The sequence below is a fragment of the Micromonospora sp. DT68 genome (assembly GCF_049847245.1).
GTDB lineage: Bacteria > Actinomycetota > Actinomycetes > Mycobacteriales > Micromonosporaceae > Micromonospora > Micromonospora profundi.
Window position 1 is genome coordinate 36,564 of sequence record NZ_JBNCNZ010000002.1, and the last position, 24,143, is coordinate 60,706.

Consider the following 24,143-nt stretch of genomic DNA (forward strand, 5'->3'; position numbering starts at 1 on the left):
TCATCTCTGGGTGCCACCATCCGTGCTTCTCACTCAGCATCGCCGATCATACGGCGGATGTTAAGCAGTCGGTCGCCGTCCAGGGTGGCCGTCATCCGGCCAGCGTTGTCCCATCGCTCTAACGACCATCGACCCTTGTCCCGCCGCAAGGTGACCTTGGCGTACGGCCCCACCCCGTGCCATGCCCCACCGCGCAGCGACACGCCGAATGCGCCACGATCCAGCAGCTTCACCTTGCGCAGCTGAGTACAGGCGAGGCAGCGACCGTCGGTGGAGGCTACGCACCGGCGGCACAGCCGACCACTGCAGAGGACACACGGCTGGACGGCGTCGGGGCAGGCGGGACAGGTGGCGGTGAGGCAGGTCGCGCACACCTCCACGTGCCTCACCAGGTGGTGAAGGCGACAGACGCTCGCCTGATGCAACGGCGCCCCGGTGACGGCGTCGGGCAGGGAGCCGACGGTTTCCCCGGCCGCGACCTGGTACTTGACAGTCATGGTGTCGCCGTTCGCGAGGCGCCACTCCTCCTGCACGTCCAAGCCCACGGTCAGGTCCACTTCGCTGACCCGGCGGGTCATCGCCTGCTGCCGCAGTTCGGTCAACAACGCAGCCGGTATCTGTGGCCCAGCGGCAGGGGCGGTGGGCATGATGCCCGGCATGACGGCCGCGACAGCGGCGGTCGGGGACATCGCGGCCCGGCGCGGCTGACCGAAAGGCAGTCGCGTGATCTTCCGGCTGGCACGACGAGCAAGTGGGGTGGCGCCCAGAAGAGTTGGCCCGCGGAGGTCCCGTTCCGAGGTGTGCGCGGCGATCGACACCAACGCGTGCTCCCCGAGCAGTTCAACGCCGAGCGCGCCACGCAGGAGGTCGAGCTCACTGTCCTTGGTCACCTGATACCAGGTGGGCTGGTCACCGCGATGGCGAACGCCGAGTGACGTGTGATGTCCGACGGCCGCGATCACCACCGTCCAACCGTCGAGGTCGGCGGTGACGATAACCTCGGGTGCCGGACGCCAGCCGGTGTGCACCCACGATGCGATCGCCTCGGGAAACTGCCAGTCGGCCGTCTCCTCGATGACCTGACTACCGAGAGCCCGCCGTCGGACGAGGCCGCGTGCGGTGACGGCCAACGTCACGGCGGTGTGTTGGCGGCAGGCGACGCCGACCGTCCGCGTCGGCGGTGATGCGATGTCACCTGCGGCTTGGCGAATCAACCTCCGTCTGGCCGCCGGTGCGGACACCGGAATGGGTGCCGACGATCTCGTCTCGCCGAAGGCGTCGGCAAGGTCTGCGCGCAGCTCCGGGTCCAGGCCACTAGCAGCGGGCATTTCCGCCAACGAGGGCGCGTTGCCGGCACGCCGCTGACCATCGGTCTGAACCAGCCACTGGAAGGTCGTGTCCGTGTCGTGGCTGAGCACCAGCCAGTCTGGAGGAACCGGTGTCATCTGACCAGGCACCGTGCGAAGATCAACGTCCCCGCTGCCCCCGAGCTCCGCCGCCCGCAGCCGCAGCCGCAACACCTCCGGGTCGTCGGCAGTCGCCGTCTCCCAGTGTTGAAGCCCCGCTGCTCCGATGACCGCGACCTCGCTACGGTGCACCCCCCGCAGCACCACGACCGTGCCTTGCGCGTCGTGCCCGACAAGGACCGTGAGCCCTTCCAGGTGCAACTCACCGGGCAGTTGCCCGCGTTGTTCGGCAGTCGCCGGCTTCAGTTGGCTGCAGGTCAGACAGAGCGACCCCGGCCTGCAGGCCGCGCAGGCCGCGCGGTTGCAGAGTTCGCACGCGCGGACCGGTAGGTGCCGCGCGCAGTCGCCGCAGGATCGATCACCGCACCGTTCGCAGCGGGTCCGCTCAACCGAAGACGGATCCTTCGCCCGGCACATTCCGCAGGCCGGCCGTTCGCACGAGGAGCAGCCGGTGACGGTGCCGTCCTCTCCACAGCAGGGCCCGTAGAGGTGATCGCACACGGGGCAGTTGGCGCTCAGCTCATGGGCGGAGAGATGGCCGCGGCTGTCCACCGAAACCTCGCCCTCGGTGACGGTGCCGTCGGTCAACGCGGCGGCGAGCACCTCACCGGGCTGGACGAGGATGCGTCCCGCAAGCAGCCGGGAATCCAGCGGGGCCGCCGGTGCAATCAGGTAGCGCCGGCTCGCTGTTCCGTAGGGCGAGCGCCAGCTCTCTTCCACGGTCACGTACTGCCCGATCGGCACAGGGGTCAGCAGCTCATCCATCCCGGTCAGGACGGCACACAGCTGCGGATCTTCGACCCGTGCGGCTCCGGCGAACTCCGTGGAGATCGACTGGGTGGAGACGGGTGCGATCTCCGGGTCGCCCTCCCCCTCGGTGAGCAGGGTCCGGGACGTGACTGCGCGACGCACCACGTCCACGCCGTCGGCCGGCTTGCTGTATTGCAGCTCAGTAACAGGCGGTGGCTCCCATGGGTGGCGCACAACGGGCCGCGCGGGTGGCAGGCCCGCTGCGGAAACCAGACGCGCCAGTTGTTCCTCCGCGGCGAGGGTGGCACCGGGTACACCAGGAACGAACAAGGTGCTGCTGTGACTGCCATCGGTCAGCAGGCACACGAACGAACGGTGCAATCCGTCGATCTCCACGCCCACTGGCCCGACGGTGGTGCCGGCGATGGGCCGGCAATGCCGTTCGACGTCGTGCCGGCTGGGTTTCAGCGACGCGGTGTCAGAGTCGGCGAGCAGCGGCGGCCGGTCACCCTCGTGCCAGAACTCCCGGTAATGGAACTCCCCTTCCACGACGTCGACCCGTCGCACCACAGCGAAAGGAACCGCCGCAACCGCAGGCGGTACAGGTGCCGAGCCACGTCGTCGAAGATCCGCGAGCAGGGCACTGACACCAGCAGCGCTCTCTCCGGTGACCTGGAGGTCGGGGACGTCGGGCAGCAGGTCGGCCACGCTGGTGTCGACGTCAGCACCGGCGTGCTCCTGCCACGTCCACCAGACCGACGGTTGCACGTCCGCCCACGCGCTTCCGGCCGACAGATCGGAAGCGGCCATCGGAGGCGTGGCGGCTACCAGACCCGTTCCGACGGGCAACTGCAGCCGGACGGCGAGGCCGCGTAGCCTGGCCCGGACGGGGTCGAGAACGTCCGGGTCGGGCACCACGGTGCTGCGGTGGCCGTGCTCGTCGACGACGACGGCGTGCCGCTCACCCACGAGCAGGTACGCCTGACCGCCCAAGCGCCAGCCATGCTCGTAGTCGGTATCCAGTTCTGTGGCGCGGTCCGGCCGAGCGCAGCCGTTGCACAGCGCTCCGCTGTGCCGGCAGGTGGCGCAGGCTTCGCGACCACAGCCTGCGCAGGCCTGCACGGCGCGGGTCGGTCCGCAGGCACCGCACCATTCGGTCGCGCACACCTGGCAGCCGTGCAACGCCGCGCCGTCGACGACGTGCGCACCGCCGCACAGGGCGAGCGTGTTCAGCGCGGCACCGGTCGCCTCGCAGATCGGGGCGTGGTCGGCGAGGTTGCCGGTCCACGCATACCTGATCTCCCGGGTGATGCCGCTGTCGTGCTGCCAGCTCTCCACCACCATGAGCCGGTCGGAGCCGTGCATTTCCAGAGTGAGCAGTTCCGCTCGAAGCTCGGTGTCGGCCACCGGAGGGGCCGGCCGCCGGGCGGCCTCGATAGCGCGTTCGAGTTGCCGTTCCCACTCCATCAACTGGAGGTACGTCTGCGTGTTTTTGTGCTTGCGGAAGGACTTCTGTGCCGTCCCGAGTTGCTTCTCCAGGTTCGCGACCAGGGTCTCCTGGGCCTCCTTGCGGCTCCGATCCTCGGCCTGCCGCACCTCCCGCAGATGCTGCCGCAGGTGGACGACGGCCTGCTGATCGACAGCGTCCAACACTGCCCGCTCGGGCAGAGCGGTGGGCAGGGGTGCCCCGTCGGGCAGGGGCGAGCGGCTCTCGTCGACGCGTACCTGGGCACCGACATCGACGGTGATGAGCTGCTGATTGCCGCTGGTGGCGCCCTCCTGTACCCGGTAGGTGGCCCGGGCCGACCAGCCCTCGTCGGGCTCCACCCGCCGCTTGACCAGCTGTACGTCCGCCGCATGTCGAATCACCGCGCGTTGGTGCAGATCCGGTAGAACCGCCTCGGTCCCGGCCAGGTCACCCCGATCCCGCAGAACCTCCAACAGTTCGTCGAAGAGTTCCGAACCGACGACGCAGAGCTGCGCCTCGGGGTGATGATCTAGCGCGGCGTTGGTGAAGGCGAGGAATAGTTCGGTACGGCCTCCGAAAGCGGCGGCCAGGTCCGGAGGCAGCGAGGCGACGGTGAAACCCTCCGAGGGATGACTCAGGGTCGCTCCCGCCAACCCTAGGAAACGCCGGACGAACTGCTCGAGGTCCTTCTGCCGACGGCGCGGCCGCTCCGCGAGTTGCGGCAGCAACTCGCGGGCCTGCGGCTGAGCCTCACGCTTACGCCGTTCCTCCTGACGTTGCGCAAGCCAGTCGCTGAGCCCGGCGTCCGCGGCCATCATGGTCATCGCTCGACTGCGCGCGTGTTCGAGTTGGCTGCCCAACTCATCCAGCCGCCGCTGCATCGTGGCGTCGCTGTTTGCGTACAACGCCTGTAGCACCCTGTGCTCCATGCTGGAGTCCTGCGTGCCCTCCAACTCGCCGAGAACGGTCACGACCTGCCCGAAGAGCAGCTCGAACATGGCGAGTTTGTCGTGCAGGAGCCGGTAGACGGACTCATCGAGGGTGTTGCGGGCGAAGAGGTTGGCGATATGGACATCACGAGTCTGGGTAAGCCGGTGGACCCGACCAATCCGCTGCTCGACCCGCATCGGGTTCCATGGCAGATCGTAGTTGAGCACGCAGTTGCTGACCTGCAGGTTCTGCCCCTCGGCTCCAGCATCGGTCGAGACCAGGACCTGCGCGCGTCCCGACTTGAAGTCGGCGACTGAGGCGCCACGAGCGGCGTGGCTCATACCGCCGTGAAACGGTGCCGCGGTGATGCCGTCGGCGTCGAGCAGTCGGAGGATGCCGCCAAGCGTGTCGGTATGCTGGGTGAAGACGAGGACGCGACCATGTTCATCGAGCCACTGGCGGACCACGTTCAGAGCGACCTGTTCGCGGGAGGTGTGCCGGATGTCGCCGGCGAGATGACCAATCTCGGTCAAGGTCTCCCTCAGCCCTCGATCCGCCTCACGCTCGGCCATTCGCAGGGCACTGCGGGAGACCGCCTGGGGCGAGGCGGTGAGCCGCAGGGCGAGTTGCCGTCGCCGCATGGTGTCACCCGGGCCCGTCATCCGGTGCCTCAGGGTGTGCAGGAGCAGGTCGTAGAGCTGGCGTTCGGGGAGGGTCAGCTGCACCCCGTGATCCTGTGGGGGCATCCGGTGCACCCGGTCGACGCCGGCCTGCTGACGGGTGGTGCGGACGACCACGCTGCTGATCAGCTTCCGCAACTCCGCCGCGTTGACCGGCTTGCGCGGGTCGCGGCCGTCAACGAACCGGCGGGCGAAGTCACGTTCGGAGTCGAAGGTGCCCGGTCGGAGCAGCTCCACCAAGCGGTAGAGCTCGAGCAGGTTGTTCTGCACCGGAGTGGCGGAGAGGAACAGGACCCGGGGTGCCTTGGCGACCAGATCTCCGATGATCTCCCGGGTCTTGCGAGCGCCGGCGCCCGCGAGACGGTGCGCCTCGTCCACGATCACCAAGTCGAAGCCCTCACCCAGACGCTCGACGTTCCGCAGCACCAGTTGCAGGGTCATGATGATCCGGTCCTGCCTGAAGGCACGGGCGTCCTGTCCGCTGGCTACCACGGTGAAGTCCTCGTCGAACTTTTCCCGCAGCTCGTCGCGCCACTGGTCCCGCAGCGGTGCCGGGCAGACGATCAGGACGCGCTGTGCGAGGCCACGCAGTATCAACTCCTTGAGAACGAGACCGGCCTCCACGGTCTTGCCGAGGCCCACTTCGTCAGCAAGGATGCCGCGGCCACCCATCCGGGTCAGCACGGTGCGGGCCGCGCCCTCCTGGTGTGGCATGTGTTCGATGTGCGCGGCATCGATGGCGAGCAGCTCGTCGAACTGGTCGAGAGTAGCCAGGCGCTCTCCCTCGAGCCGCATCCGCACAGCATCGGCGGGATCCCATCCCCGATTGCGCAGGGCTCCGGTCATGTGTGTGCGAGCGCTTCGAAGGAAGCCGATGTCGCCCTGCCAGGCGTATTCCTCGCGCTGACGCAACCGGTAGCGGCCGCCGGTGCTCCCCCGCCGCTGCGGACGAGTGTCGGCGCGCGCGGCGGCGGCTCCCCGGGCTACCGGGGCCGCACCCGGTGTCCCCGCCACGCCCGGCGGGCGCGTGGTCACGGACAGCCGGGTCCCCGGCGAGACCACGACGAGGCGGATGGCTTCGCTGCCCCGCCGTTCGAGCCTCAGCAGGCCACCGATCCGAGCGGTGTCCTGTAGGTAGTCGGCCAACGTCTCACCAGCGAGCCGCCGCCGACCCGCAACCCAGGTCACCGGCAGGGACTCCTCCTCCACCACCAGCGCCAGGTCCATCAGTTGGTTCGCCAGACCCAAGCGGGCACTCTCGACCGGGCCGAGAGAGATCTCGCCGCTCTCCAGCATCTCGGCGTTGATGACCCTCTCGACACTTGCCACCTCACCCATGCCGGCCTCCCAACCGTTCCCGCCCGGCATCGGTGACAGCCAGACTTGTGTAACTCCTGCTATCCCGCTCGATCTGATCGCGGACGAGCAAGCCAGCACCGACGAGCCGGTCAGTCGCCTCGTCCCAGCGGCGGTCGGCGCCCCGCACGTGGCGCAGCGCACCGAACTGAGGGCAACGACGCAGGCCAGCCCCGATGGGCTGTCCACCGGCCAGGACTTCCGCGCCGAGGACCGCGGCTTTCAACCCGACCGCGCCGTAGCGACCGGTGCGCAGGGTCGAGGCCCATCCCACAGCCTGCAGAACCGTCAGCTCGACGTTGACCAACTGCTCGGGGTCAGGCACCGCCGACGCGGGAAGGTCGTGCCACGGAGATGTCCCCCCGCAGCCGTCACAGGCGTCGTGCTCAGCACCGCACGAGTACGACGGAAAGCCGAAGTAGGCGACCATAGCGGCACGGCGGCACCCGCTACCGAGGTACGAAAGCATCGCTTCGAGCTGCCGCCGCTGCCAGAGGTTCCATCGCCGAACCTCCCGTTGCAACACCGCGGTGTCCAACTGCCGGCTGCGCACTCGCAGCCGGCGGTACCGCTGCGACGACGAGAAGGTGATGAGCCGGTCGAGCGACCAAGCCACGAGATCGCGTTCCAACGCGTCGGGGTCGACACCGTGGTCCGCCTCAAGCCGATCGAAGTCGATCCGGCTGCCCACCTGTGGGCGCAGCTTCAGCAGCACGGACAACTCGCGGAATCGGCGTCGCTCCCCTTGGTCCGCCGGTTCCCGAACACCGACGTGGACCGTGCCCCGGGCCGAGCAGTCCGGAAGCTGTTCCACCGCGCCGGCACGCTCCAGCCAGCCCAGCAGAACGTTGAGCTCGTCCGGCTCGACCGCGACCGCTTCGGCCAGTTCCTCCGGATCGAACACCACGTCAGCGCCACGGCGACGTTGGGTCAGCAACAGGCTCAATGCGCGTCGGGCCTGCGCCAACCGGTGCCCCTCAGTCGTGTCGGCCACCTGAGCGCGGCGGCGGGCGATGTCGCCCTGGCCGTACAACAACACGCACTGGCCGTGCAGATCGGCGGAGCGCGCGGCGCGACCTGCCTCCTGCACGTACGCGTCGAGCGACTCGGGTAGGTCGTAGTGCGCCACCCATCCGACGTCAGGTTTGTTGACGCCCATCCCGAATGCTTTGGTGGCGACGATGACCTGGGTGGTGCCGGCGAGGAAGTCGTCCTGGACGGCCTCGCGCTGCTCCGGCACCATTCCCGCGTGATAGTGCCGGGCCCGGATGCCCGCGCGACGCAGCAGAGCGGCCACCTCCTCGGTGACTGCGCGCCGCGAGGCGTACACGATGCCCGGGGACGGTCCCATCGCCGTCGCGATCCTCAGCAGTTCGCGGGCCCGCTCCCGTTCACCACCCACCTTGGTCACCTGGAAGCGGAGATTCGGGCGATCGGCAGGTCGGGTGACGACCACCGGGTCAACGAGTTCCAGGGTGCCGATAATGTCCTGCAAGACCGGCTCTGTGGCCGTGGCTGTCAACGCCATCCGTGGAGCTCGGCCCAGGTGCGCCACCGCCCGCGACACTCGTCGGAACTCGGGCCGGAAGTCGTGCCCCCAGTCACTCACGCAGTGCGCCTCGTCAACCACGAGGCCGGCCAGGTGCTGCCGCTCCAGCGCCACCCTCAGCACCGGATCCCGCACCAGCCGCTCTGGCGAGACATAAAGCAGACGAATCTTTCCCGCCGCCAGGTCCCGCAGGATTTCGTTGCGAACGGCGGCAGGGGTGTTGCCGGTGATGCCCTGGACGCCCCGAAGCCCTCGGCGACCTCGAAGGTCATCCAATTGGTCCTTGATCAGTGCGACGAGCGGACTGACCACCACCGTCGCCCGGTCCTCCGGGCGCAAGAGGGCGGGAAGCTGAAAGCAGAGCGACTTGCCGGTGCCGGTCGGCAGGACACCGACGGTGTCGTCGCCTGCCAGGTGAGCCCGCATCAGCTGCAACTGCGGATCGCGCAGCTCGTGTACCCCGAAGAGCAGCCGTGCCCCCTCGCGCAGTTTCGGTTCCGGGTCCTCTCCAGGCGCCAGACGCAGTCGTTCCAGCGTGGCGTCCATGTCACTGCGAGCGAGAGACAACGCGGCTGTGAGATCTGGCTGCTCACCAGTGACGAACTGCACGGCGAAGCGCCAAGCGTCGTCGCGGTCGACCGCGTGGTGAATCGCGGGCCCGGGCAGGGAGGAGAGGAGAATCCGGTTGGCGCTGCCGGGTGACTGCATCCGCCGGTCGCAGATCAGCGCGACACCCCGGTCGGTCTCGCTGCGAATCAGGCGACCGAAACCCTGCGCAAGCTGCACTGCGGTCTTGGGTACGAGGTAGTCCAGGAATGGATCGCCACCCCGGTCGGCGATGGCACGGGCCCGGGCACTGACCACTGCGTCGTCGGGATGCGGGTACGGCGGTTTCTCGATGATCAGGTAACTGAGCGTCTCACCTGGCGCGTCGAAGCCCTGCCAGTAGGACCGCAGACCGTACACAACGCTCCCCGGCTCTGACCGGAACCGGGCGGCAATCTCGGCCCGGCCGGCCTCGCCCTGCACAAGCAGGTGCACGCCCCGCTCGGCCAGCGGCTCCGAGCGCTGCCGTACGAGGCCGGCCACGGCTTCCATCCGACGACGCGCGGCGAACAGCGTCATCGAGCGGCCGCCGGTCAACGACAGCAGACCGACCTGGTCGCGGGCGAACTCCTCGACGAACTCCCGTTCCTGGCCCGGCACGGGTACAGGCAGGTGGCTGGTGAGGACGACGGCGGACTGGGTGGCGTAGTCGAAAGGGCTGCGCAGCTGTCGTCCGTCGAAGACACCTGGCTCGCCGCTGCCCCGTTCCACCCGAATCCCCAGCCGGTCACTCAGATAGTCGAAACTGTCACCGGTCGTCAAGGTCGCGCTGGTCAGGGTGACGCTGCGGGCCGGTCGGACAATGCCGTCCGCGAATGCCGGACCGACGTCGACCGGAATGCACTCGAAGGTCCATTCAGTCTGGGTAATCTGATCCGCTGACACCGTGGTGGGAGTAGTCTCGGCGCTCGTTGCAGGGTCCGTGTCGGTGCCTGGTTGGCCCGAGAGCCGGTAGACCCAGAGATGCTCGTCGGGCAGGTCCCTGAGCCGCCCGAGCACCTCGCCGGCGTTCCCGACGGAGCGAGCCAGGCCAGTGACGCGAACCAGCAGGCCCTTGAGCAGCAGCCGTGCGCGGCCGCTCGCCTCGGGGATTTGCGCCCTGGCGCCCGTCTCAAGCGCGGTCAGCTCGGTCCCCAGTTCCCGCAAACTGCGGTTGGTCTGCCGCACCTCCTCGATGAGCTGCCGATACTCAGTTCGGCTGTATACCACCCCCAGCTGCGGGACTGCGGAGCGGTTCACGCCGCCGTACTCGTGCAGATACTGCTGCACTGCGCCGGTCAACCGATCGCAGTCCTGCCGCAACTGTCGAGCCATGACCGGCATGGCCCGCTCTCGGCGCAGGTCGGTTCCGGCAGCGGCGAGCCGGCGCAGGTGCCGGTCGAGTCCGTTCCTGCCGTCGAGCCTCGCCGCCATGCCGATAAGCTCGCGCCGGCCGACGACCTCCGTCCACGCGGCCGTCAGCGATTCTTCCAGCTCGTGTGCCTCGTCGAAGATGACGTCACCGTGGCCCTCGGCGAGAACGTCCCCAGGGCTCCGCTGACCTTGCTGAGCGAGCTTCGCCCAAGTTGCGATCAGGGCATGATTGACAGCGACAACACCGGGCCGTTCCCGCATCCCGGCGAGTCTTGTGAACAACGGGCACCGGTCTGCCCAGGAACATTCATAACGTTCGCAGGACCCGGCGTCGGTACGCAGGGTGTCCCGCAAGCCCTGGTAGGCGGGGCGCCCGCCGGCGACATCCGCGTCCGCGACGTCATCCCACACCCCCGTCTCACCGACGGCGAGCGCTCGGACAGCGACGGCCAGCGCCATCCAGTGGTCAGTGCCGGCGCTCTCATCCGACGACTCCAGAGCGGAGGCGATCTCCCGCGAGCAGAGGTAGTTGGATACCCCGAAGAGCTGACGGAACGGGGCACGGAACAGACCTTCGGCTCGAAGCCGAGTCACATCGCGCCGCAGTTGCTGCTGGAGGACCTTCGTTGCGGTGGCGACCACGACAGGCCGACCAGGACGGGCTTGTCGTCCGGCCGGCGTCAGATAAGCCAGGGACTTGCCCGTGCCGGTGGGCGCTTCGACCGCGAGTAGACCACCCGCGTCGAGCACCTCAGCCACCGCCCCGGCCATTTCCCGCTGCGACGGCCGGGCCGCGTAGCCACGCTCACCCAATTGGCTGAACACCTGACGTACCGCGTCTGCGGCCGTACCGGATTGGGCCCCTCCGACCGGCTCGAGCAGGGGGTCAGGGGCGCAGGAGAGTACGTCCCGGATGTTCACCGGCATCGGTGCCTCCGGCAACAATCGAGCAAGGTCCGATCCGCCCGCGACGAGACAGGCCCGCGCAACCTGCCACGACGCGTCAGAGCCGTCGATCCGGCTGACCAGAACACGCAGACACGCGGCGAGGGCAAGGGCGTCGCCCAGCGGATCGCCGTTCCCCTGCTCGACACCGAAAACCGCGCACATCTCGCTCATTCGACTGGTCGGTCGATTGGGCTCATGAAGCAGCGCCAGTATCCGCAGATCAGCTCGGAGATCAGGCAGGCAGCGGTCGATTTCGCCTGGTAGGTGCGACCAGCGATCACCGTTCAGGCAGTATCCGACCAGGCCCGCAGCTCCGACGAGGAAATCACGAATGTCATCGGACCGGTTCGGACTCGCGCTGAAAATCCGCGCCTCACCACCCCGCATCCGTACGACTGCCAGTTCCGCCTGCTGGTGCGCCGACGTCCCCGGCACCACGACGACGAGATCCTCCAGCAGCGTCGCTGCTGGAGGGTCAACCCTGTTCCATGCAAAGCCTGCCTCGTCTACGACTTGTGCTGTTGCAGACGCCGCATCCGGGCCGGCTGAGCCGGACGGCCGAGGTGGATGGCTCAGTCGGTCGTGGTCGTCGATGACGAACGCCGATGGAAAGCGCTCCGGCAGTTTCGCCAACCGCGCCGCGGGCAGCACGATGCCACTTTCCCGAAGGGCGTCGGCGATTTCATCGGGCGTGAGCGGCCCCCGTTGTGCGATCACGTCGGATGCTGCGGCGACATTCGGGGGTAACGCCCGCGTTCCCATAGCTTCACTCCCCCTCTGCTGCCCCGAAAGCTGCGGCAGCGAAGGGGTCCGAGCCGGCGACGTAGCCCGCCCTTCCGGGCGCTGCCGGCCCGCTTTCGAGCCGGCGACCAGTGATGCGTCGGCAGAAATTGGTCAGCGCCCGCCAATCGGTCACGGGCTGACTAAACGTAGGCAGCGACTCAGTCGGTCGGGATCCTCCGGACGGACGGCTTCGACCAACCGAGCTGCCGCCCGAGTGCCCCGAGTCGACCCGGGAGGGCTACTACCGGCCCACGCAATCCAACTCTGCAATTTCGAGGCCGCGGTCGTCATGCACCAGAAGCCGAACCCGGCTGTTGATTGGCCGGCGTCCGCCGCCACCTGATACCTGTGGGACGACGGCCGGATCCTGGTGAACATGGACGAGTCCCGTCGCCGGCTGGGCACGTCCGCAACGATCCCCGAGTCCTCTTCACCGTGCTGGACGAGGCCGGCTGGTACACCCATCTCAGCGTCACCGGGGCGTGTCGTCGAGCTGCGACTGGACGAGGGCCCCCGCGCCCAGGTCAGCTGACACCTGCCCGTCAGGGCGTCACGGCGGTGGCGGAGCGGGCGCCGACACGGGTCACCCGGTAGCCGGAGGCCGCCCCCGTTCGCCGGATCGGTCAGGAATCGAGAAGTACGCGACGGTGCGCCGTCCCTAGCATCATCGCCATGGACATCACCATTCACACGACAGTTCTTCCCCACGTCGACCCCGAGGAGTCGCTGGTCTTCTACCGCGACGTGCTCGGCTTCGAGGTCCGCACCGACGTCGGGCAGGGCACCATGCGGTGGATCACCGTCGGCCCCGTCGGGCAGCCCGACACGTCGATCCTCCTGGCCCCGCCGACAGCCGACCCGGGGCTCACCGAGGACGAGCGGCGCATGATCTCCGAGATGATGGCCAAGGGCACCTACGGCTGGATCCTGCTGGCCACCCGCAACCTCGACGACACGTTCGAGAAGGTGCAGGCCCGCGACGCCGAGGTCGTCCAGGAACCGACCGACCAGCCGTACGGCATCCGTGACTGCGCCTTCCGCGACCCCGCCGGCAACATGGTCCGCATCCAGGAGCTTCGCTGAGATTCCCCGGCGGCGGCTCGATCGACCTCGTGGCGACCCGCCCGTTGACGCGCGTCCCGGCGTGCACGGCGCCCTTGGATGCGTAACGTGCAGGGGTAACGCTCACGCGAGGAGGAGACTTCATGTCCAAGCCACCGCTTCCCGAGGCCGCTGTCGCCATGCTCCAGAAGCCGAACCCGGCTGTCATGACGACGCTCCAGGCAGGTGGCCAGCCGGTGTCCGCCGCCACCTGGTACCTGTGGGACGACGGCCGGATCCTGGTGAACATGGACGCGAGCCGCCGCCGGCTGGGCCATATCCGCAACGACCCCCGGGTCTCCCTCACGGTGCTGGACGAGGCCGGTTGGTACACGCACCTCAGCATCATCGGGCGCGTCGCCGAACTGCGCGACGACGAGGGCCTCGCCGACATCGACAGGCTGGCGCGACACTACACCGGCGACGCGTACCCCCGCCGGGAACGCGACCGGGTCAGCGCCCTCATCGAGATCGACCGCTGGCACGGCTGGGGCGCGCTCAAGGACAACGACCAGGTCGGCTGACGGCGCCCGTCAGGGCGTCACACGGCTGACCCCGCCGTCACGGCGTCACCGCGCTTGTGGAGCGGGCGCCGACGCGGGTCACCAGGTAGCCGAAGGCCGCCGCGGTGAAGAACATGACGATGCCGTAGACGGCGCCCGGGATCGCCATCTGGGTGCTGTCGAGCAACGCCGGGCTGAGCGCGATCGTGATGGCAAGTGTGCTGTTGTGGATGCCGATCTCGAATCCGGCTGCCGTCGCGGCCCTCCGGTCGACGCCGGCCAGCCGGGGCACCCCGTAACCGATCGCGAGGCTCAGCAGGTTGAACGCGAGGACGGCCAGGCCCACGGAGACGAAGTAGTCGGCGATGTTCTCGCGTTCACCGAGCACGGCCCCGGCGATCACCGCGACGAGCACGACGACGGAGAGGATCCGGACCGGGCGGTTCAACCGCTCGGCGACCTGCGGCACCCGGGCCCGGATGAGCATGCCGATCGCGACCGGGATGAGCACGATGGCGAAGACCTGGAGGACCTTGTCGAACTGTAGGCCGATGCTGCGCCCGTCGGGCAGGAAGTACGCCGCCGACAGGTTGACAAGGATCGGCAGGGTGAACGCGGCGAGCACCGAGTTGATGGCGGTCAGTGTGATGTTCAGGGCGACGTGCCCTCCGAACAGGTGGCTGTAGAGGTTGGCGGTCGTGCCGCCCGGGGACGCGGCCAGCAGCATCATGCCGACGGCCAGCTCCGGCGCCAGGCCGAAGGCGAGGACGAGGCCGAAGCAGATCGCCGGCAGCACCAGCACCTGGCACACCAGCGCGATGACGGCGGCTCTCGGATGCTGGGCCACCCGGCGGAAGTCCTCGACGGTCAGCCCGAGACCCAGACCGAGCATGATGATGCCGAGGGCGATGGGCAGGCCGATCAATGTCAGGGCTGAGTCCATGGCACAACATCGTTACCACCAGGTAACGCCGTCACAATCCCCCATGGGGCTGGCCGCTCTTGACCGTTGACGGTGATCGGCTTAACTTCATCAATCAGATAAGTCTCTTTACTAATTGTGCTTGATGCCCCGTGGGAGTGTGCCGATGCGACAGTTGCGCCACCGCCGTCTCACAGCAGTCGTCGCCCTGGCGACCCTGCTGATCACCGCCGCCCCGCCCACCGCCGCGAGCGCCGCTGCGGGTGCGGGCGCCAAACCCGACCGCGCCGGCTACCACCGGGTCGGCTACTTCACCCAGTGGGGCATCTACGGCCGCGCCTTCCCGGTCAAGAAGCTCGACACCTCCGGGGCGGCCAGCCGCCTCACCCACGTCAACTACGCCTTCGGCAACGTCAGCGAGGACGGACGCTGCTATGTGGACGGCGGGCCGGGCGAGGGCGACGCGTGGGCCGACTACCAGCGACCGGTGCCCGCCGAGGAGAGCGTCGACGGGATCGCCGACGCCCCCGGTCAGGCGCTCAACGGCAACTTCGGCCAGCTGGCCAAGCTGAAGGCCAAGCACCCCAAACTGAAGGTGCTGATCTCGCTGGGCGGGTGGAGCTGGTCGACGTACTTCTCCAACGCCGCCCGCACCGACGCCTCCCGCAAGGCGTTCGTCGCGTCCTGCATCGACATCTACCTCAAGGGCAACCTGCCGGGCAGCCCGGGAGCCGCGGCAGGCGTCTTCGACGGCGTCGACCTCGACTGGGAGTGGCCGAACTGGGAGGGCGAGCCCGGCAACGTCATCCGCCCCGAGGACCGGGAGAACTTCACGAAGCTGCTCGCCGAGTTCCGCAGGCAACTCGACGCGTACGGGCGCACGACCCGCGCGCACCACCCGCTCACCGCGTTCCTGCCGGCCAACCCGGCGACAATGGACGCCGGCTACGAGGGCCGCAAGATCTTCAAGTACCTGGACTTCGCCACAGTGCAGGGCTACGACTTCCACGGCAGTTGGGACGCGGTGACCAACCAACAGTCGGCGCTGCGCGTACCCCGGGGCGCCCCGGACAACCCGGACTTCTCCGCCGAGGTGGCCATCGACGGCTGGATCGCCCGTGGCGCGCCCCGCAACAAGCTCGTCCTGGGCATCCCGTACTACGGCCGGGGTTGGACGGGCGTCACCGGCGGCGGCAACGGCCTCTTCCAGCCGGCCACCGGCCCGGCGCCGGCCACCTTCGAGGCCGGCTACGAGGACTACAAGCAGCTCAAGACCCTCGCCGGCAAGGGCTACACAGTGCACCGCGACCTGCGCTCCGGGCACGCCTGGCTGTTCGACGGCACTACCTTCTGGACGTACGACGACCCGGCTGTCGTACTGCAGAAGACGCTCTACATCAGGCAGGCGGGTCTGGCCGGCGCCATGATGTGGTCGCTGGACGGCGACGACGACAACGCCACGCTGACCAAGACGATCGGCCTCGGCCTGACCACCTGGTAGGCGTACCGCGCTCCTGGCCCGTCGCCGACCGGTTCCCGGCCGGTGGCGGGCCGACTACCGGGCGGCCACCGCGCACACCGCGGCCTCGACGAGCGCCGTCACCTGGCCCATGTCACGAGCCCGGGGTACGTCCAACTCGGCCGACCACCCGGCGGGACCAGTCAGCGTCACAGTCACGTCGTCGCGGCGATGGGTCAACCAACCGGCGAGCGCTTGGACCAGCACCATTGCCGCGCCGGCGTCGCCGACCGCCACCAGCAGAACAGACGCCTCCTCCTCCGTGTCGGTTGCGGCAGTGGTGACCGTCCCGTGCAGCCGGTCGTCGGCGCGCAACCAGGACGCCAGCGACCGCTGCGCGTCGGCCACCGGACGATCCGAGTGCAGCGCGAGTGTGATCGAATCCGGCAACGTTCTCCTCCTCGGCAGCGGAGTGATCGGCGCAGCCCCGTCACTCCCGTCATCCTGCCAGCCGGCCCGGACACCGGCATCCCACCCAGTCACCGATGTCGATCGGGCCTTGACCACGGTATCGACGCTTCATAGGCTCCGGCCACTGCGAGGCTGTTCCCGAGAGGGGAAACACGAGACATGGCCCCATCGATGCGCCAGTTCCGGTCGGTCCCACCGAGGCGGCTCGCGAGCGCCGCCACTATCGCCCTCCTGCTCGGCATGACTCCCCTGCTCGGCGGCACACCGGCCGCGAGCGCCGCCGCCCGGCCCACCCCGTGCAGCAACGACCCGGGCGCGCGGTTGAGCACCGTTCCCGCCCCGGAGGCCGTGCTCGGTTTCCCCCTCGGCGTCGGCCAGGAGCGGGTCGTCACCAACGGCGAGGTCCGCAGCTACCTCGCGGCGGTGGACAACGCCTCGGACCGGGTCGTCACGGGCGTGATGGCCACAAGCGTGCTCGGGCAACCGCTGCCGTACGCGGTGGTGTCAAACGAGCGCCACGTCAAGCCGGCCGCGCTGCGTGCGATCGCCGACGACGTACGCGACCTGCGGGATCCCCGCCGGACCAGCGCGCGCACGGCCGCCAAGACGGCGAAGGACAGCCCGGCCATCGTCTGGGTCACCGCCAACGTGCACGGCGGCGAGAAGAGCGGCACCGACGCCGCCCTCAAGACGCTGTACGAGCTGGCCGCCGGCCTGTCCTGCGACGTTGCCAAACGCAACGACAACCTGGTCACCATCATCGTGCCGACGCAGAACCCGGACGGCCGCGACGCGACCCGGCGGCAGAACGAGTTCGGCTTCGACATGAACCGGGACTGGTTCGCCCGCACCCAGCAGGAGACCGACGGCAAGCTCGAACTGCTGCGCCGCTACCCGCCGCAGGTGTTCATCGACGCCCACGAGATGGGCGGCAGGCAGTACTTCTTCCCGCCCAACGCCGACCCGATCCACCACGAGATCGCCGGTGAGGCAGTGGACTGGATCAACCGGATCGGCGAGGCGAACAAGGCCGGCTTCGGCTACAACGGCGCCTGCGACGACACCGTCACGACCGAGTGCTACTTCAACTACGACACGTACGACATGTTCTTCATGGGCTACGGCGACACCGTGCCGACCACCGGCTTCGGCGCGGCCGGCATGACGTACGAGAAGGGCAGCGCTTCCGCCGTCGCCGACCGGGTGCAGCAGCAGTTCCACACCCAGTGGTCGACGCTCGGCTGGGCCGCCGCCAACAAGCGCGAGGTGCTCAGCGGCTACTTCGACATCTGGACCGACGCGCTGGCCCAGGGCAGGGCGGGCACGCTGGAGCCCAACGAGGTCGTGCAGCCCACAAACGAGGTCCAGTTCCCGGTACCGGACATCACGATCCGCTCGTACTTCCTGCTGCCCGACCGGCAGCTCGCCGACGTCCGGCAGCTCGTCGAGCGGCTACGCCGGATGGACGTCGAGGTCTACGAGGTGCAGAAGCCGACCCGCGTACCCAACGCCCGGATCTTCGGCGGCCGCAGCGCCACGAACGTGACAGTGCCCGAGGGCGCGTACTGGATCCCGATGGACCAGCCGCAGAAACACTGGATCCAGGCGATCATGGGCGAGGACCCGTACGTGCCGTTCCCGTACTTCTACGACGTGTCGTCCTGGAGCAACCCGCTGCTGATGGGCGTGTCCACCCTCTACACCGGCGACACCGTCCGGCCCAAGGCGCAGCTCGTCCGCAAGGTCTCCGGCGGCCGGTCCGGGCTGGCGTGGCCGTGGGGCTCGTACACGTACAAGCTGGACTCGGCTGCCGCTGCGGAGTTCACCTTCACAGTGCTCGGCCGTGGCGTACCCCTCGTGCGGGACCTCACGACGAACACTGTGGCCATCGCGGCGTCGAAGGTGAGCCGGAGCGTCGACGACCTGGCCCGGTCGCTCGGTGTCACACTGACACCGGCCGGGCGGCCCACCGGCACCCGACTCAGCCTGCCCGACGTCGGACTGTTCCAGGGCACCGGCATCTCCACCACGTCGGGCTCGCACGGCGAGGCCCGGTACGTGCTCGGCAAGCGGTGGGGCCTGGACCTGAAGCCGGTCACCACCGCCGACATCAACGACAACACCGAGGCGTTCACCGGCCGTACCGTGCTGCTGGTGCCCGACGGCAGCAACGCCACCGGCGGGCTCACCGCCACCGGGCAGGCAAACCTGCGCGACTGGATCGCGCAGGGCCACACCTACATCGGACTGCGCAACGAGGGCACACGGATGGCCCGCGCGGCCGGGCTCACGTCCACCACCGAGAAGCCCAAACCGGCCGACTACCTGGTGATCGGCTCACACCTGCGGGTCGACGTCGACCGCGACAGCCCTGTCGCCCTGGGCCGTCCCGCCGAGGACTTCGAGTTCAACAACAGCGACCCGATCCTCAACCCGAGCACCACCGGGACGAACGTGCTCACCTACCCGACGGGCGACACGTTCTGGGCTAACGGCTACACAGTGGGCGCGGACACGCTCAAGGGCACGGCAGCCGTCGTCGACGAGCCGACCGGCGCGGGTCGGGCGGTGCTGTTCGCGTTCAACCCGCTGTTCCGGGCGTACAACGAAAATGGTCTGCACCTGGTGGCCAACGCGCTGCTCTACCCGGCGGGCGCGACCACGCCGGACGCCCGGCGCTCGACCGAGGTCGACCCGGCACGGGCCAGCGCCGCCGCCGCGCCCGTCGCGGCGGACCTGGGCGGCGGGTGGCGGCCCATCACCATCCAGGTCGCGGCCGCGGACCTGCCGCGCGCCCAGGCCATCGTCGAACGCTTCACCACCGACGCGAAGATGTCCGCGAAGAACGGCTCGGTGTACGTCGTGATCCCGAACCCGGAAGGACGCCAGGTCGACGAACACCCGTTCCTCGCCAACCTGGTACGCGCCCTGCGCGACGCCCAGGTGCCGCTGCGATCAGTGGTGGGCTGACGCGAAGCGCCCGCCCCCTCGACCTGGGGGCGGGCGCTTCCGCGCGATCTGGGGTCAGCATCGCGTGGTGTAGGGATCTGGCGGGATCCATGACCGCCGGGCGTCCACCCGCTAGCCGCCGCCAGTTGCCCGCGCTCCCGCAACGGCGGGCAAATCCCGAAGATCTTGGACAGTTTCCGTTAGCGGGTAACGGAAACTGTCCAAGATCCGGATGCACTACGGTCAGCGGCCCAGCGGCCCAGCGGCGACCGCAGCCCGGCGGCGCGGCGGATCGGCGGATGACGGGAACTGTCCAAGATCTGGTGGCGTCGCAGCGGCTCGCGGCGAAAGCTGTCGGGATGCTGCCCGCCGATGACGCCGACGCACTCGACTGGCTCGCCTTCGAGCAGGCGGGCGTGCTGACGACCGCGCAGGTCTCCGGGCTCCTGAGCGAGGGGAAGGTGCGGGGGCGGATTCGCTCCGGCCGGTGGCGATCGGTCTGCCGGGGCATCCTGTTGACCGGCAACGGCCGACTGACCCGCGACCAGCAGCTTTGGGTGGCGGTGCTGGCGGCCGGGCCCGAGGCGGTGCTGGCTGGGGTGACCGCCGCCGCGGAAGGCGGGGTACGGGGACTGCGGCGGGAGCCACTGCATGTGCTGGTGCCGGCAGACCGCCGTGCCGCGCGAACCACCCTGCGTCGACTTCCGATCGACATGCCAGCGGTGCTGGTGCATCGCACGTCGGTGCTGCCGGAGTCTCATCGTCAACTTGCCCGTCCACCGCGTACCACGACGGCCAGAGCACTTGTGGACGCGGCCGGCTGGGCGGCCGGCGTGGATGAGGCGCAGGCGCTGCTGGCCGCCGGTTGCCAGCAGCGTCGGGTACTGCCCGAGGAGTTGCGGGCGGTGCTCGACGTCCTACCTCGGGCGCCTCGCCGGCGGCTGATCGGGCAGGCCGTGAGCGACATCGCGGGCGGTGCGCAGGCGCTCTCCGAGATCGATTTCCTGCGGCTGTGCCGCCGGCACCGCCTACCCACCCCCGACCTCCAGGAACATCGGGTTGACGAGGCGGGCCGTAACCGCTGGCTGGACGCGTACTGGCGAGAATGGCGGGTGCAGGTTGAAATCGACGGTGCGCACCACATGGACGCCCGGCACTGGGCGGCTGACATGCGCCGGCAGAACGACATCTGGACCAGCGGCGATCGGATCCTGCGCTTCCCGGCCTGGCTGGTCCGCGCCCGCCCCGACGAGGTCGCCGCGACGGTCCGTCGCGCCCTCATGGCCGCCGGCTGGACTCCAACCCCGCCCCCACGCCGCCCGACAAAGTGAATCTTGGACAGTTTCCGTCAGTCGCTAACGGAAACTGTCCAAGATCCGAGCCCTGAGGAATAGAACCCGGCGCGACCGGCTGGCCCGAGGGATCGGGCCAGCCGGTCGGCACGGCGTCAGCCCACCGGCACGGCGTCAGCCGCTCGTGCAGAGGGTGCCGTTCACTGTGAACGCCGTGGGCAGCACGTTCGGGCCGCTGTACGCGCCGACGAAGCCGGCACTCACGCTGGCCCCGGCGGCGATCTGCCGGTTGTCGTCGGTCGGGGTGACCCGTACGGCTGTGCCGACCTGCTCCCAGTTGGCGCTCCAGCCGCTGCTCACCTGCTGCCAGCTGGTCGGCCAGGTCCAGGTGAGCGTCCAGCCGGTGATCGGCTTCGTCCCGTTGTTGGTGATCTCGACTCCCCCGATGTAGCCGTTGCCCCAGTCGTTGTTGGTGGTGAAGCGGACGGTGCAGGCGCTCGTGGTCGGGCTGCCGGTGGCGAAGGTGAGCGGCGGCGACGACCACGACACCCGTCCGGCGGTGTCCCGGGCCAGGACGTTCACCGTGTACCTGCTGCCCGGCACCAGGTTGCCGACAGTGAACGAGGTGCCCGCCGTCTCGCCGAGCTGCTCGCTGACGGCACCGTTCTGCCGGTACACCTCGTATTTGGCGATCGGGCTGCCGCCGGGCGTGGCCGCCGGCCAGGTGATCGTCGCGGTGCGGTCGGTGACGCCACTGGCGGTGGGCTGGCCCGGCGCCGACGGCCGCCCGGCGGTCGCGCCGGCCGGGCGCAACACGAGCGTGGTCAGCGAGTACGCGGGCAACGTCCGACTGGTAGCGGAGCCGGACTGGCTGGTGGTGATGCCCGTCGCCCCGTTGGTGAAGGTGGACACCGTCGGCGCGGCGGTCGACGGGGTGAACCCGGCGTAGTCGATGGTGACGGTGTGCGCGGCGTCCGGGTCCTTGTTGATCAGCAGCACCGCGAGGTCGCCGTTGGGGCGGCGGACCGCGTGCGCGCTGACAAGCGAGTCGCTCGTGCCGGCGCGAACGAACTGGTCGCCGGTCTTGGCGAACAGTTTCATCATTGTCAGACCGTGGTACGGCGCGAACGGTGTGTTCAGGGGCGGTTCACACACCGAGCCGTCCTCGGTGCAGGCGCCGCTGGACAGGAGCCCGAAGTCGCCGTAGTCGGTCTGGCCGGCCACTTCGGACACCGTGCCGATGCCGTTGTGCACGTTCCACCACTGGACGGTGAAGACACCGCTGGACAGCAGCCCGCTGTAGACGTCGGCGAGGAAGAGTGCCGCCGGCTGGGTGGTGCGGCCCGCGTCGACGTTCAACTCGGTGAAGCTGATGCCGATGCGCCCGGCGTTCGGGCCCGCGTACCGGGCAAGCTGCTCGCGGAGCAGGTACGTCGCGTCGGGAAGGTGGTTGGTCCGGGCCAGCGACTCCGCGGCCGTGCCTCCCGGGTACCAGTGCACGTCCACGAAGTCGATCTTCGGGCCGGCGATGGAGAGCACCGTCTGGTTCCAGGGACCGGGGTCGCTGCCTGCGGTGATCCCGTCCGGCCAGTTGCCCGGCATCGTCAGCACCGCACCGACCTTGATGGTCGGGTCGACCGCCTTCATCGCGTCGGCGTACTCGACGACCAGGCGCGCGTACTGGCTCGCGCTCTTGTCCGGGTGGTCGTCGGCCTCCCACGCCGACCCGTAGTGCCCGTTGCCGTAGTTCTCGTTGCCGACGGTCCAGTACCGCGCGCCGTAGCCCTTTGTCACGTTGGCGTACCGCACCCAGTCGGCGGCCTCGGCAGGCGTGCCGGTGCCGTAGTTCGCGATGATCATCGGCTGTGCGCCGGCCCGCTTGACCGCCGCCATGAAGGTGTCGAAGTCGGTGTTCGGCGCGACGTACCCGCCGGGGGCGGTGTGGTCCTTCCAGTGGTAGATGTCGGCGTACGAGCCGCCGGGGTAGCGCATCATCTGCACACCGGCGTCGCGCAGCAGGTCCGTTGTCTCGGCCGTACCAAGGTTCTGGTCCCAGATGGCGTGGTTGACACCCAGTGCCGTGTCGGGCACTGTGGCCAGCCCCGCGCGGGCGTTCACGGTGACGGCGACCGGGTCGGCCGCCGCGCTGGCGGTGGAGGCTGTGATGCCGGAGAGCGCGCCCGCGGCGAGCACCAGGCTCACCAGGAGTGCCGTGCGGGCTTTCGGTTTACGCATGGGCGGAGTTCCTTCGCGGAGACAGAACAGTGAGTCGCCCAGCCGGTCAGGGTGCGGCGCGGCGGGCGGACCCGTGGACGGATGGCTCCCGGTGCTCCATCGCTCGTCTCACCGTCCCCCGAGACCATTGCTGGTCCCGGCTGCCCATTGGACGGCGGTCAGCCCCGCGCGCGGCATCATCGACGGCCAAGAATGTCACGGCCGAATCGACGATCTCAAGGGGTACGCGGCTGCCAGCCTCGACTGGCGTACGTCGATCAGGATCCTGGCGGGCGCGGTGGCCGGGCGCTGTCGCGGACGACGAGCTCGGTGGCGAGTTCGATGCGCGGGCTCTCGGTCTTCTCGCCACTGGCGAGCCGCAGGACGGTCCGGGCGGCCAGCATGCCCATTTCGGCCAGAGGCTGACGGATCGTCGTCAGCGGCGGGGAGCACCAGCGGACCTCCGGCAGGTCGTCGAAGCCGACCACGCTGATGTCGTCGGGCACCCGCAGGCCCCGTTTACGGACGGCCTCGTAGACGCCGAGGGCCATCTGGTCGCTGGAGGCGAAGATCGCGGTGGGCGGGTCGGGCAGTGCCAGCAGGTGCGTACCCGAGGTGAAGCCGGCCTCGTGATAGAAGTTGCCAGGTCGGATGAGGGCCTCGTCGACGGGGATGCCGGCGGCGCCGAGCGCGGCGCGGTAGCCGTCCATCCGGGCCCGGCTGCACATCAGGTGCGGTGGTCCGGCGATGAAGCCGATCCGGCGGTGGCCGAGGCCGATCAGGTACTGGGTGGCGCTCAGACTGCCCGCCCAGTTGGTGGCGCCGATGGTGGGTGACTCCTGCGGGTCGACACCAGCGGGGTCGATGACGACCACCGGGAGGTGCAGCCGGCGCAGTTCGGCCTGCAACGGCGGGTTCACCATCGAGGTCACGAAGATGACCCCCTCGGTGGACCGGGTACGCATGTTGTCCAGCCATTGTTTGGCCGACGTGATGCGCCAGTGGATGGCGGAGACGACGGTGCCGACGCCGCTGCTCTGGGCCACGTCCTCCACCCCACGGATGATCTCCACGGCCCAGGGGCTGTCCAGGTCGTTGAAGACCAGGTCGATGAGCGCGGCGTCGGTCCGCCGGGCCTGCGTACGGCGTCGGTAGCCGTGGTGGTGGAGCAGCGCCTCGACGCGTTCCCGAGTCCCGGGTGCGACGTCGGAGCGGCCGTTGATGACCCGGGAGACCGTGGGCACGGAGACACCGGCCAGACGTGCGATCATCGCGATTGTGACATTTCGGCCGTTGTCGGAGCCCACGGTCCCCTTCTTCCTCTGACGGGACGGTTCAGATCG

11 protein-coding genes are annotated in these 24,143 nt (G+C 69.2%); 5 read left to right on the plus strand and 6 right to left on the minus strand.

Going from position 1 to position 24,143, the window contains the following annotated elements; all coding sequences use genetic code 11:
- Positions 1–29 precede the first annotated feature (29 nt).
- Together ACPXB1_RS03430 and ACPXB1_RS03435 are read right to left on the minus strand one after the other, a co-directional pair.
- Positions 30–6,632: an SNF2-related protein gene (locus tag ACPXB1_RS03430; RefSeq protein WP_425734796.1), complete on the minus strand. Its 6,603-nt coding sequence runs from the start codon at positions 6,630–6,632 to the stop codon at positions 30–32.
- On the minus strand, positions 6,625–11,823 hold the full coding sequence (locus ACPXB1_RS03435) for a RecQ family ATP-dependent DNA helicase (RefSeq protein WP_355631202.1): 5,199 nt from the start codon (positions 11,821–11,823) through the stop codon (positions 6,625–6,627). Before ACPXB1_RS03435 ends, ACPXB1_RS03430 begins: the two co-directional genes overlap by 8 nt.
- 738 nt (positions 11,824–12,561) lie before the next feature.
- Between ACPXB1_RS03435 and ACPXB1_RS03440 the strand changes: the two genes are divergently transcribed.
- Both ACPXB1_RS03440 and ACPXB1_RS03445 read left to right on the plus strand, forming a co-directional pair.
- Complete coding sequence (locus ACPXB1_RS03440) at positions 12,562–12,972, plus strand: VOC family protein (RefSeq protein ID WP_355631204.1); 411 nt, start codon at positions 12,562–12,564, stop codon at positions 12,970–12,972.
- 122 nt (positions 12,973–13,094) lie between these two features.
- Entirely contained in the window at positions 13,095–13,514 is a 420-nt protein-coding gene (locus tag ACPXB1_RS03445) for a PPOX class F420-dependent oxidoreductase (protein WP_355631207.1), read from the plus strand.
- A gap of 37 nt (positions 13,515–13,551) precedes the next feature.
- Here the strand turns inward: ACPXB1_RS03445 and ACPXB1_RS03450 are convergent, their stop codons facing one another.
- The gene (locus ACPXB1_RS03450; RefSeq protein WP_425734797.1) at positions 13,552–14,436 is read right to left on the minus strand and encodes a bile acid:sodium symporter family protein; all 885 of its coding nucleotides are present in this window, start codon (positions 14,434–14,436) and stop codon (positions 13,552–13,554) included.
- A 145-nt stretch (positions 14,437–14,581) separates the two neighbouring features.
- Here ACPXB1_RS03450 and ACPXB1_RS03455 point away from each other — a divergent pair, with 145 nt between their 5' ends.
- Positions 14,582–15,916: a glycoside hydrolase family 18 protein gene (locus ACPXB1_RS03455; RefSeq protein ID WP_355631213.1), complete on the plus strand. Its 1,335-nt coding sequence runs from the start codon at positions 14,582–14,584 to the stop codon at positions 15,914–15,916.
- A 54-nt stretch (positions 15,917–15,970) separates the two neighbouring features.
- Here the strand turns inward: ACPXB1_RS03455 and ACPXB1_RS03460 are convergent, their stop codons facing one another.
- The gene (locus tag ACPXB1_RS03460) at positions 15,971–16,324 is read right to left on the minus strand and encodes an effector-associated constant component EACC1 (RefSeq protein WP_355631215.1); all 354 of its coding nucleotides are present in this window, start codon (positions 16,322–16,324) and stop codon (positions 15,971–15,973) included.
- 180 nt (positions 16,325–16,504) lie between these two features.
- Between ACPXB1_RS03460 and ACPXB1_RS03465 the strand changes: the two genes are divergently transcribed.
- Both ACPXB1_RS03465 and ACPXB1_RS03470 read left to right on the plus strand, forming a co-directional pair.
- Positions 16,505–19,315, plus strand: coding sequence for a M14 family zinc carboxypeptidase (locus ACPXB1_RS03465; RefSeq protein WP_425734798.1), 2,811 nt, complete (start codon positions 16,505–16,507; stop codon positions 19,313–19,315).
- 278 nt (positions 19,316–19,593) lie between these two features.
- Positions 19,594–20,625, plus strand: a complete 1,032-nt coding sequence (locus tag ACPXB1_RS03470; protein ID WP_425734799.1) for an endonuclease domain-containing protein — start codon at positions 19,594–19,596, stop codon at positions 20,623–20,625.
- A 135-nt stretch (positions 20,626–20,760) separates the two neighbouring features.
- Here the strand turns inward: ACPXB1_RS03470 and ACPXB1_RS03475 are convergent, their stop codons facing one another.
- Together ACPXB1_RS03475 and ACPXB1_RS03480 are read right to left on the minus strand one after the other, a co-directional pair.
- Positions 20,761–22,821: a cellulose binding domain-containing protein gene (locus tag ACPXB1_RS03475; protein ID WP_425734800.1), complete on the minus strand. Its 2,061-nt coding sequence runs from the start codon at positions 22,819–22,821 to the stop codon at positions 20,761–20,763.
- 257 nt (positions 22,822–23,078) lie between these two features.
- Positions 23,079–24,071, minus strand: coding sequence for a LacI family DNA-binding transcriptional regulator (locus tag ACPXB1_RS03480; protein ID WP_425734801.1), 993 nt, complete (start codon positions 24,069–24,071; stop codon positions 23,079–23,081).
- Positions 24,072–24,143: the final 72 nt, after the last annotated feature.

Coding starts and splice junctions, on each gene's coding strand:
- ACPXB1_RS03430 (WP_425734796.1), bottom strand. CDS start 6,632: ATGGGTGAGGTGGCAAGTGTCGAGAGGGTCATCAACGCCGAGATGCTG.
- ACPXB1_RS03440 (WP_355631204.1), top strand. CDS start 12,562: ATGGACATCACCATTCACACGACAGTTCTTCCCCACGTCGACCCCGAG.
- ACPXB1_RS03445 (WP_355631207.1), top strand. CDS start 13,095: ATGTCCAAGCCACCGCTTCCCGAGGCCGCTGTCGCCATGCTCCAGAAG.
- ACPXB1_RS03450 (WP_425734797.1), bottom strand. CDS start 14,436: ATGGACTCAGCCCTGACATTGATCGGCCTGCCCATCGCCCTCGGCATC.
- ACPXB1_RS03455 (WP_355631213.1), top strand. CDS start 14,582: ATGCGACAGTTGCGCCACCGCCGTCTCACAGCAGTCGTCGCCCTGGCG.
- ACPXB1_RS03465 (WP_425734798.1), top strand. CDS start 16,505: ATGGCCCCATCGATGCGCCAGTTCCGGTCGGTCCCACCGAGGCGGCTC.
- ACPXB1_RS03470 (WP_425734799.1), top strand. CDS start 19,594: ATGACGGGAACTGTCCAAGATCTGGTGGCGTCGCAGCGGCTCGCGGCG.
- ACPXB1_RS03475 (WP_425734800.1), bottom strand. CDS start 22,821: ATGCGTAAACCGAAAGCCCGCACGGCACTCCTGGTGAGCCTGGTGCTC.
- ACPXB1_RS03480 (WP_425734801.1), bottom strand. CDS start 24,071: ATGATCGCACGTCTGGCCGGTGTCTCCGTGCCCACGGTCTCCCGGGTC.